10 protein-coding genes and 1 pseudogene are annotated in these 15,747 nt (G+C 75.2%); 4 read left to right on the top strand and 7 right to left on the bottom strand.

Annotated features, from left to right (window positions below):
- Window positions 1-87: 87 nt before the first annotated feature.
- From O1G21_RS03805 to O1G21_RS03795, 3 genes and pseudogenes are all read left to right on the top strand, one after another.
- Entirely contained in the window at window positions 88-810 is a 723-nt protein-coding gene (locus tag O1G21_RS03805; protein WP_270140722.1) for a ScbR family autoregulator-binding transcription factor, read from the top strand.
- A gap of 171 nt (window positions 811-981) precedes the next feature.
- Window positions 982-3,047: pseudogene (ligA, locus tag O1G21_RS03800) on the top strand (NAD-dependent DNA ligase LigA).
- A 256-nt stretch (window positions 3,048-3,303) separates the two neighbouring features.
- Window positions 3,304-4,095 carry a putative protein N(5)-glutamine methyltransferase gene (locus O1G21_RS03795; RefSeq protein WP_270140720.1) on the top strand — a complete coding sequence of 264 codons (792 nt, stop codon included), beginning with the start codon at window positions 3,304-3,306 and terminating at the stop codon, window positions 4,093-4,095.
- 106 nt (window positions 4,096-4,201) lie between these two features.
- Here O1G21_RS03795 and O1G21_RS03790 read toward each other — a convergent pair whose 3' ends face one another.
- Together O1G21_RS03790 and O1G21_RS03785 are read right to left on the bottom strand one after the other, a co-directional pair.
- Window positions 4,202-4,630 carry a PPOX class F420-dependent oxidoreductase gene (locus tag O1G21_RS03790; RefSeq protein ID WP_270140718.1) on the bottom strand — a complete coding sequence of 143 codons (429 nt, stop codon included), beginning with the start codon at window positions 4,628-4,630 and terminating at the stop codon, window positions 4,202-4,204.
- Window positions 4,631-4,875: 245 nt separating this feature from the next.
- Window positions 4,876-6,273 (bottom strand): pyridoxal phosphate-dependent decarboxylase family protein, encoded by a 1,398-nt coding sequence (locus tag O1G21_RS03785; protein WP_270140715.1) that lies wholly within the window; start codon window positions 6,271-6,273, stop codon window positions 4,876-4,878.
- A gap of 53 nt (window positions 6,274-6,326) precedes the next feature.
- Between O1G21_RS03785 and O1G21_RS03780 the strand changes: the two genes are divergently transcribed.
- Window positions 6,327-6,623, top strand: a complete 297-nt coding sequence (locus O1G21_RS03780; protein WP_270140713.1) for a hypothetical protein — start codon at window positions 6,327-6,329, stop codon at window positions 6,621-6,623.
- 318 nt (window positions 6,624-6,941) lie between these two features.
- Here O1G21_RS03780 and O1G21_RS03775 read toward each other — a convergent pair whose 3' ends face one another.
- The 5 genes from O1G21_RS03775 to O1G21_RS03755 form a co-directional block, all read right to left on the bottom strand.
- Complete coding sequence (locus O1G21_RS03775) at window positions 6,942-8,921, bottom strand: HEAT repeat domain-containing protein (protein ID WP_270140712.1); 1,980 nt, start codon at window positions 8,919-8,921, stop codon at window positions 6,942-6,944.
- An 11-nt stretch (window positions 8,922-8,932) separates the two neighbouring features.
- Window positions 8,933-10,228 carry an MFS transporter gene (locus O1G21_RS03770; protein ID WP_270140710.1) on the bottom strand — a complete coding sequence of 432 codons (1,296 nt, stop codon included), beginning with the start codon at window positions 10,226-10,228 and terminating at the stop codon, window positions 8,933-8,935.
- 32 nt (window positions 10,229-10,260) lie between these two features.
- Window positions 10,261-10,854 (bottom strand): ArsR/SmtB family transcription factor, encoded by a 594-nt coding sequence (locus O1G21_RS03765; RefSeq protein ID WP_270140709.1) that lies wholly within the window; start codon window positions 10,852-10,854, stop codon window positions 10,261-10,263.
- 126 nt (window positions 10,855-10,980) lie between these two features.
- Window positions 10,981-13,824: a poly(A) polymerase gene (locus tag O1G21_RS03760; RefSeq protein ID WP_270140707.1), complete on the bottom strand. Its 2,844-nt coding sequence runs from the start codon at window positions 13,822-13,824 to the stop codon at window positions 10,981-10,983.
- Complete coding sequence (locus O1G21_RS03755) at window positions 13,824-15,608, bottom strand: RNA ligase family protein (protein WP_270140705.1); 1,785 nt, start codon at window positions 15,606-15,608, stop codon at window positions 13,824-13,826. The genes O1G21_RS03760 and O1G21_RS03755 overlap by 1 nt, the downstream gene beginning before the upstream one ends.
- Window positions 15,609-15,747 lie beyond the last annotated feature (139 nt).

Genomic DNA, 15,747 nt, shown 5'->3' with positions numbered 1-15,747 from the left:
ACAGCACCTTGTCGCCCGTGGCCCGCCCGCCGCTAAGATACGGGGTATTTGGTTTTCTTTTCCGGAGCACAGGGCGGGGTGGTTGCGGTGGTACGGCAGGAAAGGGCGCTCCGGACGCGTCGGCTGATCCTGGAGGCCGCGGCGTCGGTCTTCGACGAGTTCGGCTACGAGGGCGCCACCATCGGGGAGGTGGTCTCCCGGGCGAGCGTGACGCGGGGTGCGGTGTACTTCCACTTCGCCTCGAAGCGGGATCTCGCGCAGGGTGTCGTCGAGGAGCAGTTCGTCCAGGACGGAGTGCCGGAACGGAGCTGCAAACTCCAGGAGTTCGTGGACACCGGGATGGTGATCGCGCACCTGATGCCGCGTGACCCGCTGCTCAGCGCGGGTGCCCGGCTCTCGCTCGGCCAGGACGTGTTCGACGACTTCGGCGGCGGCGCGATCCCCGGCTGGATCAGCCGGATGGAGGCGCTGCTGGCCGCCGCCGGCGAGCGCGGTGAACTGCTACCGCACGTCGTCCCGGCCGACACCGCGTGGCTGTTCATCGCCGCCTGGACGGGTGTGCAGATCCAGTCGCAGAAGCTCTCCGGCCGGGCCGACCTCGAGCGGCGGGTGTCCGGCCTGTTCCAGCACCTGATGCCGAGCGTCGCGGTGCCCGGCGTGCTCGGCTCGCTCCAGATGGGCCCGGACCGCGGTGCCCGGGTGGTCGCCGAGGCCGCGGCGGCCCGGGTGGCGGAGGGCGGCGGCGGGGAGTCGTCGACGGAGCCGCGGGGCGCTGCGGAAGCGGTCGCGGCCGGGATCGGCGTGGGCTGACCGTCCCGTGCGCGGGGCGAGGTATCGACCCGCACGGGTGCGCGGGGCGCGGTGCCGATCCGCCGACTGCCGGGCGCGCCCGCCGCGGGTGGGTCGAATGCGGGCGGGGCGAATGCGAGCGGGGCGAATGCGAGCGGGTCGAATGTCAGTGCGGCTCGCCATGATGGCGTTATGAAGGACGCAGCCACCACGGCCACCCCCGCCGCCCTCGCCTCCCCGGAGGCCTACGCCGACGCCGTCGCCACCGCCGTACGGGCCGCCGCAGCCTACTACGCCGACGGCTCCACCCCGCTCGGGGACGACGAGTACGACGCCCTGGTCCGGGTGATCGAGGCCTACGAGCGCGAGCACCCCGACCAGGTGCTGCCCGAGTCGCCCACCGGCAAGGTGGCCGGCGGCGCGGCCGTCGGCGACGTCCCGCACAGCACGCCGATGCTCTCGCTCGACAACGTCTTCTCCGCCGAGGAGCTGGAGTCCTGGGCCGCCGGGCTGGAGCGCCGGCTCGGCCACCCGGTCGCCGCCTGGTGCGTCGAACCCAAGCTGGACGGCCTCGCCGTCGCCGCCCGCTACCGGGAGGGCCGCCTGCACCAGGTGCTCACCCGGGGCGACGGCCTGGCCGGGGAGGACATCACCCACGCCGCCGACGCCGTGCTCGGCCTGCCCGCCCGGCTGGCCGAGCCGCTCGACGTCGAACTGCGCGGCGAAGTGCTGCTCACCCATGCACAGTTCGAACAGGCCAACGCCGTGCGCACCGCCCACGGCGCCACCCCCTTCGCCCACCCGCGCAGCGGCGCCGCCGGCACCCTGCGGGCCAAGGACCGTCCCTACCGGGTCGAGCTCACCTTCTTCGGCTACGACGCCCACGGCCTGCCCGGCCTCGGCCACGCCGAACTGCTCACCCGCCTCGCCGAACTCGGCGCCAACACCGCCGCCAGCACTCCGGCCGCGCCCCTGCGCTGCGCCACCCTCACCGAGGCCGAGCAGCGGATCGAGGAGATCGCCGCAATGCGCGCCGCGCTGCCGTTCGGGATCGACGGCGTGGTGGTCAAGGCGGACGCGTCGCCGACCAGGAGGCGGCCGGCTCCGGCTCCCGGGCGCCGCGCTGGGCGGTGGCCCGCAAGCTGCAGGCCCAGCACAAGGTCACCCGGCTGCTCGGCGTGGAGTGGAACGTCGGCCGCACCGGCATCATCGCGCCCCGCGCCGTGCTCGACCCAGTGGTGATCGACGGCGTCACCGTCACCTACGCGACCCTGCACAACCCCGCCGACATCGAGCGCCGCGGACTGATGATCGGCGACCAGGTCTTCGTCTACCGTGCCGGGGACGTCATCCCGCGAGTGGAGGCGCCGCTGGTCGACGAGCGCACCGGAGCCGAGCAGTCGATCGTCTTCCCCGAGGTCTGCCCGCGCTGCGGCGACGCCATCGACCGCGCGGAGCAGCGCTGGCGCTGCGTGCGCGGCCGGGGCTGCCAGGCCGTCGCCTCGGTGATCTACGCGGCCGGGCGCGACCAGCTCGACATCGAGGGGCTCGGCGGCACCCGGGCCGTCCAGCTGGTCGAGTCCGGGCTGGTCGCCGACCTCGCCGACCTGTTCACCCTGACCAGGGACCAGCTGCTCACCCTGGAGCGGATGGGCGACACCAGCGCCGACAACCTGCTCGCCGCCATCGAGACCGCCCGCACCCGTCCGCTGAACCGGGTCTTCTGCGCCCTCGGCATCCGGGGCACCGGGCGGACGATGTCGCGCCGGATCACGGCCCATTTCGGCAGCATGGCCGCGATCCGGGCCGCCGACGCCGAGGCGCTGGCCGGCGTGGACGGCATCGGGGTGGAGAAGGCGGCCGTGATCGTCGCCGAACTCGCCGAAGTGGCAGGGCTGTTGGACCGGCTGGTGGCGCAGGGGGTGGGGACGCAGGTGTCCGAGCCGGCCGTCGCGGCGGCACCGGCCGGGGCTGCCGCGGCTGCCACGGAAGGGAGCGCGGCGGCCGGTCCGCTGGCGGGGCAGAGCGTCGTGGTGACCGGCAGCATGACCGGCGTGCTGGCCGAACTCTCCCGCAACGAGATGAACGAGCTGATCGAGCGCGCGGGCGGCAAGGCCTCCTCCTCGGTGTCCAAGCGCACCAGCCTGCTGGTCGCGGGTGAGAAGGCGGGCTCCAAGCGCACCAAGGCGGAGGAGCTCGGGGTGCCGATCAGCACCCCGGAGGAGTTCGCCGTCCTGGTGGCCGACTTCCTCGGCTGAGCCGGGTGCCGACGAGCCGCCAGCTGCGCCCGCAGCTCGAGCAGGCGCGCGGGTGCGGTAGGGTGACCGACGCTGAACACGACCACGAGCCCAGGGAGGTGAGACCCATTACCGGTATGTCCGAGCGGGTGCTCCCGGAGCGCGGCCGTGCGGGCGCACCGCGCGCGTAGCGCGGGCGCACCGACGCGGCGTCGGCCCTGGCGGGAGCCCTGACGGAAGTCCTCCGTTCTCCTCCCGTCCTCCCCAAGGGGTCCCCTTGCGCGTCTTCACCTCCGCTGCTCTCCGTTCCTCGGTCGTCTCCCGACTGCGCGCCGCCGGTTGCGTGTTCGCCGAGGACGAGGCACGGATCCTGCTCAGCACCGCCGCCACCAGCGCCGAACTGGCCGCCATGGTCCGGGCCCGCACCCAGGGCCGCCCGCTCGAACACGTCGTCGGCTGGGCCGAGTTCGCCGGTCTGCGGATCGCCGTCGACCCCGGCGTGTTCGTCCCGCGCCGACGCAGCGAGTTCCTGGCCGCCGAGGCCGCCCGACTCGCCGGCCCCGGTGCGCTGGTGGTCGACCTGTGCTGCGGCAGCGGTGCGCTCGGCGCCGCCGTCGCGGCGACAGCCGGCCACCCGATCGAGCTGTACGCCGCCGACGTCGACCCGGTGGCCGTCCGCTGCGCCCGCCGGAACCTGGCCGGAACGGGCGCGCTGCTCTTCGAGGGCGACCTGTTCGCCGCCCTGCCCGAAGCGCTGCGCGGCCGGGTGGAGGTGCTGATCGCCAACGTCCCGTACGTACCGACCGGCGACCTCGAGCTGCTGCCGCCCGAGGCCCGGCTGCACGAGGCGCGGCCCGCGCTGGACGGCGGGGCGGACGGGCTGGACGTGTTGCGCCGGGTGGCCGCGGCGGCGCCGCGGTGGCTGGTGGCCGGCGGGGCGCTGCTGTTCGAGACCAGCGAGCGGCAGGCGGCCGGCGCGCTGGCGGTGGCGCGGGCGGCGGGTCTGGCGGCGGCGGTGAGCCGCGAGGAGGAGCTGGACGCCACGGTGGTCACGGCGATCCTGGGCTGACCTGCGAAGGGGTCCTACGAGGGTTTCCGTGAGGGTTTCCGCGAAGTGCCTGACGCGGCGCCCGCGTCCGGCCACCGGCCCCCCGTGCCGGTGGCCGGACGGCCGGTCAGATCCTGGCGCCGTACACGTGGTCGACCGGAATGGTGAGCAGCACCCGGCGGTCGGCGACCATCGTCTCGCGGTACTCCGTCCAGTCCGGGTGCTCCCCGGCGGCCCGGCGGTAGTAGTCCACCAGCACCTCGACCTCGGGCCCGTTCGGGTCGGTACCCGGACCGGTGAGGGTGGCGACGCCCTCGGCGGTGGCCCAGGACCGCCCGTCCGGCCCGGTCACCTCCAGGCTGACCCGCGGGTCCCGGCGCAGGTTCGCGGTCTTCGCCCGCCCCTCCGTGGTGGAGATCAGGATGACGTTCGCCTCGCGGTCGTAGAACGGCATGATCGGGGAGAGCTGGGGACGTCCGTCCGCCTTGATGGTGGCGAGGACGCCGAGGCGGCTCTGCGCGAGCAGGGCGTACGGGTCGTGAGCAGTGGCGGTCATGGAGCAATCATCGGGCTTCACACCGGTGTGAAGGTCAAGTCCCGACGGGCGTGTTGCACCTGTTGGCCCCGAAAGGCGGGGATCCGCGGAACCGCCGGTGGCGGCCGCCGTCCGGGGCCGGCGAGCCTGTCGGATTCGGCGGGCGGCGTGTACGGGGACGGGCGCATCCGTGAGCGGTCGCGGACGGCACGGTTCGGGCGGTCACCGGCCCGGACCGGCCGGTGACCGCCCGAACCTCCTGCGCGTCAGGCGGTCTCGAGCTTGTGGACGGCCCCGGCGAGCGCCTCGGCCGTCCGTCGCACATCCGCCTCCGTGGTGCGCCAGTTGCTGAACGCGGCGCGCAGGGCGGGCCGGCCGGCGTAGCGGGTGGGAGTGAGGAAGGCCTCGTCGGAGAGCTCGCTGGCGAGGGCGGCGAGGCGCTCGGGGGTCGGGTCCGCGGCGAGGGTGAAGCAGACCACGTTGAGGCGGACCGGGGCGAGCAGTCGCAGGCCGTCGATGGTGCCGATCGCCTCGCCGAGCGCGTGGGCGCCGGCGATGCAGCGCTCCACGATCTCCCGGTGGCCGGCCCGGCCGTAGGCGCGCAGGGTGAACCAGGCGGCCAGGGCGCGCAGGCGGTGCGAGTTCTCCGGGGTGAGGTGCACCAGGTCGGGGTGGTCGCCGATCGGGCCGAGGTAGGCGGCGGCGTTCTGGAAGACCCGGGCCTGGAGGTCGCGACGGCGGGTGAACTGCACGGCGCTGTCGTAGGGCACGTTGAGCCACTTGTGCAGGTCGACGCAGACCGAGTCGGCCAGGTCCAGTCCGGCCACCAGCTCGGCGTGCTCCGGCGAGAGGGCCGCGAAGGCGCCGAAGGCGGCGTCGACGTGCAGCCAGAAGCCGTACCGCTCCCGCAGCTCGGCGATCGCGCGCAGGTCGTCGAAGTCGACGGTGTTCACGGTGCCCGCGTTGGCGACCACGACGCACGGGCCGTCGGCCTCGGCGAGCGCCCGCTCCAGCGCGGCCACGTCCACGGCCTCCCGGCCGGGCAGGGCGGGGACGGTCGTCAGTGCCGTACGGCCGAGGCCCAGCACGGACAGCGCCTTGGACACGCTCGAGTGCGCACTGCCCGACAGCACCCGCACCCGGCCCAGAGCGGCCACCCCGTCCTCGGCCACGTCCACCCCGAGCCGCTCGCCCAGCCACTCCCGGGCGATCGCCAGGCCGACCGTGTTGGACATGGTGGCGCCGCTGACGAGGGTGCCGCTGTGCGCGGCGGAGAGCCCGAAGAGCTCGCGCAGCCAGCCGATGGTCTCCCGTTCCAGGTGCTGACCGGCCGGGTCGAGGGAGGAGTTGGAGTTCTGGTCGGCGGTCGCGGTCAGCCAGTCGCCCACCAGCGCGGCCGGGGTGGCCCCGCCCGTCACGAATCCGAAGTAGCGCGGCCCGGCACTGGCCGACAGCCTCGGCTCCCAGCGCTCGGCGAACTCCGCCAGGGCCGCCCGCAGACCCCCGCCCTCCTCGTGCAACGCCCCCGCCGGCGTCGGCCGGTCCGCCTGCGGCGGGATCACCGGCCGCTCGTCGAGTCCGGCGAGGAAACCGACCGCCCGCTGCCGGGCCTCCTCCAGGAGGGCGGGCAACTGCTCGAGGTCGGCGGCGAGGTCGGGGTGCATGGCGGTTCTCCGTTGATCGATGGTCAGGCCGAGGGTAGTGCGGGACGCGGATCGTGTCGCAGGCCAATTCGCAGCCGGTGGCCTGGGCGGATCTCCGGCGGCCGCTGAGACGTGCTGAGGCGGTCGTCGCCGGGGCGGACCGTGGTGCGGACGTACCGGATGTACCGGATGTACCGGATGTAGCGGACGAGCGGGCGGCGGATGTCCTGCTCGCCTGCGAGCGGTTGAGCGCCCGCTGCGGGCGGGCCCAGGCGTACTGGTACGGCGCGCAGAACGACGGCTCGGCGGTCCTGGTCGCCGAACGGGGTGTGGCCGTACGGCGGTTCGGCGTGTTCCGGGTGAGGAGGTGAGCCACCTGGAGCTGGGTGCGTCACTGGCCTACGAGCAGCGGCGGCGTGGCCGAGTCGGGGCTGCCCGCGCTGGCGGCGGGGCGGGTGGACTCCGAGGAACAGGCGGACGAGTGGGAGTGGGAGCTGCTCGAGCTGGCCCCGGGCTGGCGGGTGAGTTGAGCCTCGACCCCAGGTCGATCGGGCCGACGACACCGGTGCGCGGGACGGGCGTGCTGGCGCTCACGGAGGCCGGCCGGAGGCTGGGGGCGTAGCCGTGGCGAGCGGTGCGGGAGAGTTCGCTGGATGGCCACATGACCGCGCGGACCGGACAGCTGACGGTCAGTGGGCTGGTCCACGGTGCGCGGGGGCGAGCAGGTCGGTGATGGCGGCGCGGACGGTGTCGTCCTCGACGAAGGCGGGCCAGCCGGTGGAGGTGGTGAGGCGTTCGTCGCGGGGGAGGGCCTCGGCGAGGACGGTGACGGCGGGGTGGGCGGCCGGGCCGATGCGGGCGAGGTGGCGGACGGCGGCGAGCATTGCCGGGAGGTAGCTGCCCTGGAGGAGGGGGCGGCAGACGGCGAGCAGGGCCGGGACGGTGGTGTCGGCGTCGCCGGTGGCGGACCACAGGGCGTGGGCGGCCTCGACGCTGGTCCAGTGGTCGGGGTCGGCCGTCAGTTCGCGCAGGCGGTCCGCGTACGGGGCGGCGTACGGGCCGAGGTCGGCGAGGCGGCGCAGGGCCGGGGCCGGGAACCGGCCCTCGGTGGCGGCCGGGCCCAGGAGGGCGAGGGCGGGGCCGGGCTCGCCGCCTACCCGGTAGGCGGACCAGGCGGCCAGAGCGGCGTCGCGCCCGCCGGCGGCGGCGCGGGAGCGCAGGGCGTCGTGCGCCGCGTTGCCGGCGGGACCGATGCCCGCCAGCGCGGTCGCGGCGTGCGTCCAGGTGGACTCGCCGTCGAGCAGGGCGAGCAGGTCCCGCAGCGCGGCCTCCGCGACCGGGCCCCAGGCGGCGAGCACCTCGCAGAGGGAGCGGACCAGCGGGTGGTCGGCGCGCAGCCGGACGCCGATCGCGGGGACGAGCTCCTCGGCGTGCTCCCGCAGTGGGATCAGCAGTTCGTGGAGGGCGGGGAGATGGGGCCAGTGCGAGTTGCCGAGCCGGGAGTGGCGGCTGGAGGAGCTGTCGAAGCCGAGCCGGGGGCCGGTGAGCCGGTCGACGAGGGCGGGAACGCAGCGCGGGTCGCCCATCCGGGCGAGCGCCCACACGGCCGCGTCGGCGACGGTTCCGTAGCTCCGGAACGTCCCGGGGTCGTCCAGGAGTTCGGCCACCGCGTCGCGGTGGTCCGCCGCGGCTGGGCCGAGGCAGGCCAGCAACTCGGTGGCACGGTAGCGCACTTCGGGCACCGGGTCGGCCAGCCGGGCGGCGATGTCCGGCAGTAGCAGGGGTGTTGGCGAGCGCCGGTGGGAGAGCAGCGCGCCGGCCACGGACAGCGCGCTGGCGCGCTGCTCCGGGTCGGGGTGGTCGGCCAGCAGCCCGAGGGCGTACGAGGGCGACGGGCCCGGGTAGAAGTCGGCCGTCCAGGACTGCATTCCGAAGACCCCGCAGCCTGCCGCGCTGGTCTGCCGCCACAGCTCCACGCTCGGGTCGCGGAGCGCCTCCAGGACGACGTCGAGGTGCCGGGGCGCGAGTCCGGGGTCGGTCGGGGCGAGGGCGTGGACGGCGGCCAGCCGGAGCTGGGGCTCGGGGTCGTCCAGCAGTCCGTGCAGGAGGGCGAGGGTCTCGGCGCCCCGGTGACCGGTCGGCTGCTGTCCTGCGGCGTGTCCGAGCGCGAGGACGAGGTCGAGTCGGGTGCCCGGGTCCTGTTCGGCGTCCCAGCACGTGAGCAGGGCCGGCAGGGTGAGCTCTCCCGGGCTGGCGCACCGGCCGAGGGCGTCCGCGACGGCGCGGCGGATCGCGGGGTCCGGATCGGCGAGCAGCCGCAGGAGCTCGGGCAGTGCGCGCTCCCAGGCCGGGCCCCAGGCCCGGTCGACCCGTTCCTCCGCGACGAGCGCGGCCGTGTCGCAGAGGTTCGTCAGCAGCTCCAGGACGTCCAGCCGGATCGGACTCTCCGGTCGGGCGGCCAGTTCGACCAGGTACGGGAGCACGGCGGGGGCGGCGGAGCAGATCCAGCCGCCCTGGTGGAAGACCGCGGCGTCCAGTCTTCCGACGGCTTCGGCGGCGTCCTGCCGGTCCGGCCCGGCACAGCGGCGCAGCAGGCCGGGTACGTCCCGCGCAGAGCCGTGGTTGTGGCGCAGCGCCGCCCAGTCGATCGCGTCCAGTTCCTCCCCCATGGTGCGGGACTCTACCGTCGGGGCAGTTCGGCCCGCCGAACCGTCGGGGAGGCGAGGGCGTAGGCGGCGCCGAGGCAGGAGAGGCCGCCGCAGCCGAGGAACACCGGGGCGGCGCCCCAGGCGCCGATGGCGGCGCCGACCAGCGGGTAGCTGAGCGGGGCGAGGCCGACCGTGGTGAGCATCACGACGGAGGTGGCCCGGCCGAGGTAGGCGGGGTCGGCGGTGGTCTGGATGAGGGCGCCGTCCAGGCTGCCGAAGACCCCAGCGCTCAGTCCGACGAACGCGGCCAGCACGGCGGCCGACCACAGGGCGGGGACCACGCCCATGGCACCCGCGCCGAGGCTGCCGAGCAGCAGGGTGGTGGCCATGGTGAGGCCGGCCCGGGGCAGCCAGCCGGCGACGGCGAGCAGGGCGGCGCTGGCGGCGGCGCCCGCGCCGAAGCAGGCGACGATCAGGCCGAGGCCGGACGGGCCCCAGCCGCGTTCGGCGTTGAGGAGCACCATGCCGACGTTGAGGGTGCCGGTGAGGCCGAGTTCGCAGATGGCACCGACCAGGACCAGCGGGCCGAGCAGGCGGTGGCGGCGGAGGTAGCGCAGGCCGTCGAGCAACTCGGCGCGGGCGGTGCCGGGTCCGTCGGGCGTGGCCTGGTTATCGGGCATGGTCTGGTCGTCGGGGGTGGTCTGGTCGTCGGGCGAATCCAGGGGCCGGATCCGGACGGACAGCAGCAGGGGCAGCGACAGGGCGAACAGTCCGCCCGCGACGGTGAAGGCGACGGCCGGACCGCCGAGGCCCATGGCCAGGCCGCCGATCGGCGGGCCGGCGATCTGGCTGAGGCGCATCGCGAGGGAGCGCAGGCCGGTGACGCGGGCGAGCTGGTCGGGGCTGGTGATCCGGGGCGGGAGGGCGCCGACGGCGGGGACGAACAGGGCGTCCACGGCGCCGAAGACCAGGGCGACCGCGACCAGCAGCCATAAGGCGGGCGTGGTCAGGGCGACGGCGGCGGCGACGGAGAGGATGAGCAGGCAGCGCAGGGTGTCGCTGCCGAGGATCACCCGGCGGGGGTCGAGGCGGTCGGCGACCACCCCGCCGCCGAGCATCAGCACCGCCCGGGGCAGCGCACCCGCGGCCATCACCAGGCCGACCTCGGTGGGGCCGGCGGTCTTCTGAACGGACCAGCCGAGGGCGAGGAAGTAGACGGTGTCGCCGACCAGGGAGGCGGTGTAGGCGGTGAGCCAGCGCAGGACGTTGGCGTCGCGGTGCGCGGGGACGGCGGGGCGTAAGGAGGTGGTCGTCTCCAATGTGGCCATGGGGCGGGGCTCCTGTGGGTCGGTGGGATGCGTCAGGGGCGGAACGGGAAGCCGTACAGGTGGACGGACACGTGCTCGCGGTTCTCGGTCTGGCCGGCCGTCTTGGCCGCCTTGCCGCGCTTCCGCCAGCGGCGGCCCACGGCCTGCAACTCATCGTTCAGTTCGGCGAGTTCGGCAGGCGTGAGGTCGAGCAGCCACTCGGAGGTGAAGGCCGCGTCGGTCCACTCCGGGCCCCAGGCGGCGCCCTGGTCCAGGTAGGTGCGGTACTGGGCGGCGCGGCTGTCGACCAGGCCGCGGGTGACCGCGCCGACCGCGGCCGCGCCCTCGGGTGTACCGGCGAGGTCCGACTCGCGGAAGCCCCAGCCCTCCTCGGAGGAGACCTGCCACCACCGCTCCCGCCCGTCGGTGCTCTGTGCGGTCGCCTCGGTGACGAAACCGAGCTCGGCGAGCTTGCGCAGGTGGTAGCTGATCAGGGACGGAGCCTGGTCGACCTGTTCGGCGAGCTGGGAGGCGGTGGCGGTACCGGCCGCGTAGAGCAGGCGGTAGAGCTGCATACGCAGGGGGTTGGTGAACGCCTTGAGGCGGGAGAGGTCGGTGATCCGCTCTGGCCGGGGGGTTTCGGGCATGCCTCCACGGTAGGTTCGAAGGGAAAGTTGCGCAATGAAAACTGCGCAATAAAATTTTCGGATCTAGCGGATGATGAGATGTCAACTGTCGTGCCGCAGGACTCGCAACACGGTTTGGAGGCGCTGTCAGCGGGTGAGGGTCGGGACGGCGCCGCACTCGGCGTAGTTGACGTGGACGTCGGGCAGCCCGCGGGACCAGCTGGTGGCGATGGGGGTGAGCTGGGCGCGGGGGAGTGGGGCGGGGCCGAGGCCGATCGGGAAGTGGATCCGGCCGTCGCCGGTCCGGTAGGGGTGGGGCCAGGCGTGGAGGTGGGTGGCGCCGGCTTCCTCCAGGGCGGTGAGCAGGGAGCGCAGGCGGCCGCGGACGGGGCCGGCGGACTGCTGGTCGGCGCTGATCACGGCCCAGGCGGCGTGCCGCCGGTGCAGCGGGGGCTGGGTGAGCAGGGTGGGCCAGGGGTCGGGGCTCGCGGTGGTGAGTTCCCAGGCGCGGTAGAGCTCCTCGGTGAGCAGGTCGCGGGTGTCCGGGCCGACCTGGGAGGTGCAGCTGCGGACGGGTGCGGAGGGGGTGAGGACGGTCAGCGGGGCGGGGCTTCGGTCGGTGAACTCGCTGAACCCGGTGAACTCGGCCGTGAACTCTGGATCGAGGGCGACGGGTTGGCGCCAGTCCCAGGAGGCCCAGGTTTCGGTGAAGCGCTGGAACAGGTCGTCGTCCTCGTCGGCGTCGGACGCGTCGAGGACGGTCCGGGCGGAGAGCACCGACCAGGCCAGCGAGGGCAGTTGGCCGAACGGTGCGCCGTCCAGGCCGCGTGCCCGGGCCCAGGCCTTGACCTGTCGGGCCAGTCGGACGAAGCGGGCGTGCCGGTTCCCGAGTGCCGACAGGATCGCCTCGGCGTCCGTCACGGCGCTCAGCGCGATCGCCGCAGCCTCGCCCGACTCGGCCCGCCGGGGCACCGCTTGGGCCGGATCGAGCGCGCCGGTGAACACCACCACCAGGTCGACGGTCAGCCCGTCCGCCTCCAGCCGCAGCCCCGGCACCCGGGCGCCGCGCACCTCGCGGACCCACCGGGCCTGCGGTACGGCTTCCGCCACCCGGGCCAGCACCCCGGGCAGGTCGGCCGGGCCGGGCAGGGCGGCCACCAGGTCCAGGTCGCCGCCGTCCAGCTGACAGCCCAGCCGCCGCGAGCCGACCGTGTGGACGACGCCCTCCGGCAGTGCGGAGGCGATCCGCCGAGCCAACTCGACGGCAGCGGCGGTGCGTTCGGGCGACTCGGGACGCAGCGACAGCACCGGTTCCGCCGACACCGCCCGCACCTCGCCCGTCCCCAGCGTGACCACCGCGCGCGGGTGCATCGGCTCGTCGCCCCGCCGGGAGAGCACCACCAGCTCGCCCACCCGGGCGTCCATCCCGCTCAGCCGGGCCGTGCAGTCGGCGGCCACCCGCTGCGGGTCGGCGCTGCGCCCGAGGCTCAGGTGCGGGGTGTAGCCCGCGGCGCGGCCCCGGCAGCGGGGGAAGCGGCGTTCGAGGGCGTGCCGCAGCGCCGCCCAGGGCTCGGGCGCGGCGGCGGCCGGGTCGAGCCAGATGGTGGCGTCCTCGCGGTGGCCGAAGGTGTGCACGCCGTCCAGCCGGGCGGTGAACGGGGCGACCTCGGCGGCGGCCGTGCCGAGCAGCGACAGCGCGCGGTCGAACTCGGACTCCGGGACGAAGCCGAAGAGCAGGTTGACGTGCGGGGGCCAGCGGCGCAGCTGCGGGTCGTAGGCGGCGCGCAACTGCTGGATCGGGGGCCACAGTTCCTCGGGCGGCAGCCAGGCGACGGCGGTTCGGGGGGTGGGTGCGGTGTCGAGCGTCTCCGGGGAGGAGGCCTCGCCGAGGGCGAGGTCGACGGCCACGCCGTAGTGGTCGGAGGGGTGCAGGCCGTCGGGGCCGGGCCGGTCGCCGAGCAGGGCGGCTCCGGTGACGCGGGCGCGCTCGCAGCGGTGCAGGACGCGGTCGAGTCGGCCGGGCCGGCCGGTGAGTGAGGAGACGGCGGCGAGCGGGTTGACGGTCGGGTCGAAGGTGGGGGTGTCGTCGGCCGGGCCGTGCACCTGGGTCCAGGCGTCCCGCAGGCCGAGGGCGGCGGCGGGGCCGGCCGGGCCGGAGCGGGCGTCGTTGAAGTCCCCGAGCAGCAGCAGTTCGCCCTCGACGGCGGCCAATCCCTCGGCCAGAAGGGCGAGTTCGGCCTGGCGGCGGGCGGGGCCGTCGGTCGAGTGGTCGCTGCTCAGGTGGACGGCGGCGACGGTCAGCGGTCCGTCGGCGGCCTGGACGGTGACGGCGGTGACGGCCTTGTGCGGGCCGAGCACCTGGCGTCCGGCCTCGAGCACGGGGAGGCGGCTGAGCAGCAGCAGGCCGTACTCGGCGACGTCGCCGCCGGACGGGTCACCGCCGAGGGTGTAGCCGTCGCGGACCCAGGGGGCGGCGAGCAGCTGGGCGAGCAGGGCCGGCTCCACCTCCTGGAGTGCGATGACGTCGGCGTCGGCGGCCTCCAGCTCGGCGAGCAGCAGCGGTCGGCGGCGGGCGGTGGCGATCCGTTCGGCGTCGTAGCGGTCCCACAGGGTGTTCCAGGTGACCACGCGCAGGGAGTCCGGGCCCGTCGTGCCGGTGCGGGCCTCGTACGGCTGCCAGCCGCCGTCCGGCCGCCAGGCGTACGGGGTGGCGGCGGTGAAGAAGGGCGAGGGCAGGTGGCGCGGTGCGGTGCGGCGCCCGGCCTCGGTGGTGTCCAGGACGTCCACGCCGGTGGTGCGGTCCCACACCACGACGCCGTCGGCCTCGACCCAGCGGACCCGGTGCCAGGGGACCTCGCCGGAGGCGGCGAAGGCCTCCAGCGGGACGCGCTTGGTGCGGTTGTCGCGCTGGCGCACGCCCAGGGTGAACCGGGCCGGGTCGAAGCGGGCGTCCCAGCGGATGCGCTGGCAGACCTGTTCGATGGGGCGCATCAGTCCTCCTCGGAGTCGAGCGTGCCCGCCGTGTCCTCCACCGTGCCACCCGGGCCGACGTACCAGGTGCGGTGCGCCTGGCCGGGGTGGGGCGGGCGGTAGCGGTGCAGTTGGGCGGCGAGCACCTCGGGCGGCACCGGGTGCGGGCGGACGGTGTTGCGGCGCAGCAGTTCCCGCTCGTCGACCAGCAGCACCACCTGGGTGACCAGGGCGTCGCGGCGCCGGGCCACGGCGTGGACGTGGGAGCGCTGCTCGCGGTTGAGCGAGGTGGCGTCCCAGACCACGGTGGCGGCCGGGTCGGCGAGGGCGGCGTCCAGCCGGGCCAGCGCGGTGCGCAGCACCTCGGGGTTGTTGCGCTGGTCGGTGCGCGAGCCGCGGGCGGCGCGCAGGTCGTCCAGGCTGATCCGGGCGCGCACGCCGGGCAGCGCGGCGGCGAAGGTGCTCTTGCCGCTGCCGGACGGGCCGCTCAGGTGCACCAGCCGGGGGAAGCGGGCGTCGCGCCAGCGCCAGGTGGCGGCGACCGCCTCCTCGACGGTGGTGATCCGGCCGAGCGCGTACGCCTCGCGGGCCTGCGCCCAGCAGCGGTCGGCGCTGTCGGGGTCGAGGTCGGCCAGGGCCTCGCGCAGGCCGCTGCGCAGCCAGGCCAGCGGGTCGGCGTCGAGCAGCCCGGCGTCCTCGGCGTGCAGGGCGGACCAGGCGACCTGTTCGCGTTCGGCGGGGCCGGGGGCGGCGGTCGCGGCCACCGCGTGCAGCACGCCGAGGTCGGCGGCAGCGGCGAGCCGGACCAGGCCGGCGCGGCGGTCCTCGTCCGGGTACGGCTGGTGGAGGCCGGGGTGGAGTGCGACCAGGTCGGCGACCCGGCGGGCCAGCGGCAGGCCGAGCCGGGCGGCCAGGCGCGGCGCGAGCTGGGGTGCGGACTGGGGTGCCGACTGGGGCGTGAGTTGGGGGGCGGGCTGGGGCGCGAGCGGCTTCCGGTGGGTGGTGCGCAGGGCGGTGGCGAGCACGCCGGCCAACCGGGCGTCGCCGGTGCGGCCGAGCTCGTCCAGCCGCGCCGACACGTCCGCCAACTCCTCGGTCGGGCAGTCGAGTTCGGGCATGCTCAAGGCCTCGGCCAGCAGCGGGAGTTCCGGCAGTTGGCCCGAACGCACGTCCCACAGTGCGGCGTTCGGGCCGAGACCGTTCTCCACCACGGCCGCGTGCATCCAGTGGGTGTCGGTGCGGACGTGTTGCGGGCGGACCCACTTGGCGATCCGTTCGCCGAACTCGGCCCGGGGGAAGCCGCGGACCGTCCGGACGACGTAGCCCTCCTGCCGCTCCAAGTCCAACCGCAGGGCGCGCAGCGCCCGTTCGTCGTAGTGGCCGCGCCACAGCACCCGGGGGGTCGGGATGCCGAGGCGGCGCAGGAAGCGGACGGTGTCGTCCCAGTCCAGGCAGCGGTCCCGGTCCGTCCAGACCGAGAAGCCGTGGAACCAGCTGTCGAGGTCGGTGTACGCGATGGAATGCCGGGCGAACAGGTTCTCGCCGCAGATCCGCCAGCCGGCCGGGATCCGGGGGCCGATCCGGCTCTGCAGGCCCTTCACCCAGGCCCGGGAGGGATGGTGGGCGGAGTCCAGCGAGCGGGCGTGCAGGCCGTCGGCGTAGAGCGTGGTGTTCTCGCCGTCCAGCTTCTCGGTGACGACGACCTCCGCCCCGGCCAGGCCGGAGAGGTCCCCGGTTCGTACGTCGTCCGCCGCAGCCCCCGGTGACCAGGGGAGATGCGGCGTCCGGGGGTAGTGCACACGCATGTCCGGCTCCCTGAACGTCCTTGATCCGGCGGACACTGTAGGAGCGGGCGGGAGGGGCGGGCCACCGAATATCTGACCACTGTTCGTCGGACCGTGTCCGTCCCCGTCGGACCGTGCTCGTCCCCGTCGGGCCACGTCG

The organism is Kitasatospora cathayae (genome assembly GCF_027627435.1).
In the GTDB taxonomy this organism is placed as follows: Bacteria; Actinomycetota; Actinomycetes; order Streptomycetales; family Streptomycetaceae; genus Kitasatospora; species Kitasatospora cathayae.
Note: the sequence above shows the minus strand (reverse complement) of the source record. Positions and strands in the feature narration are given on the sequence as shown.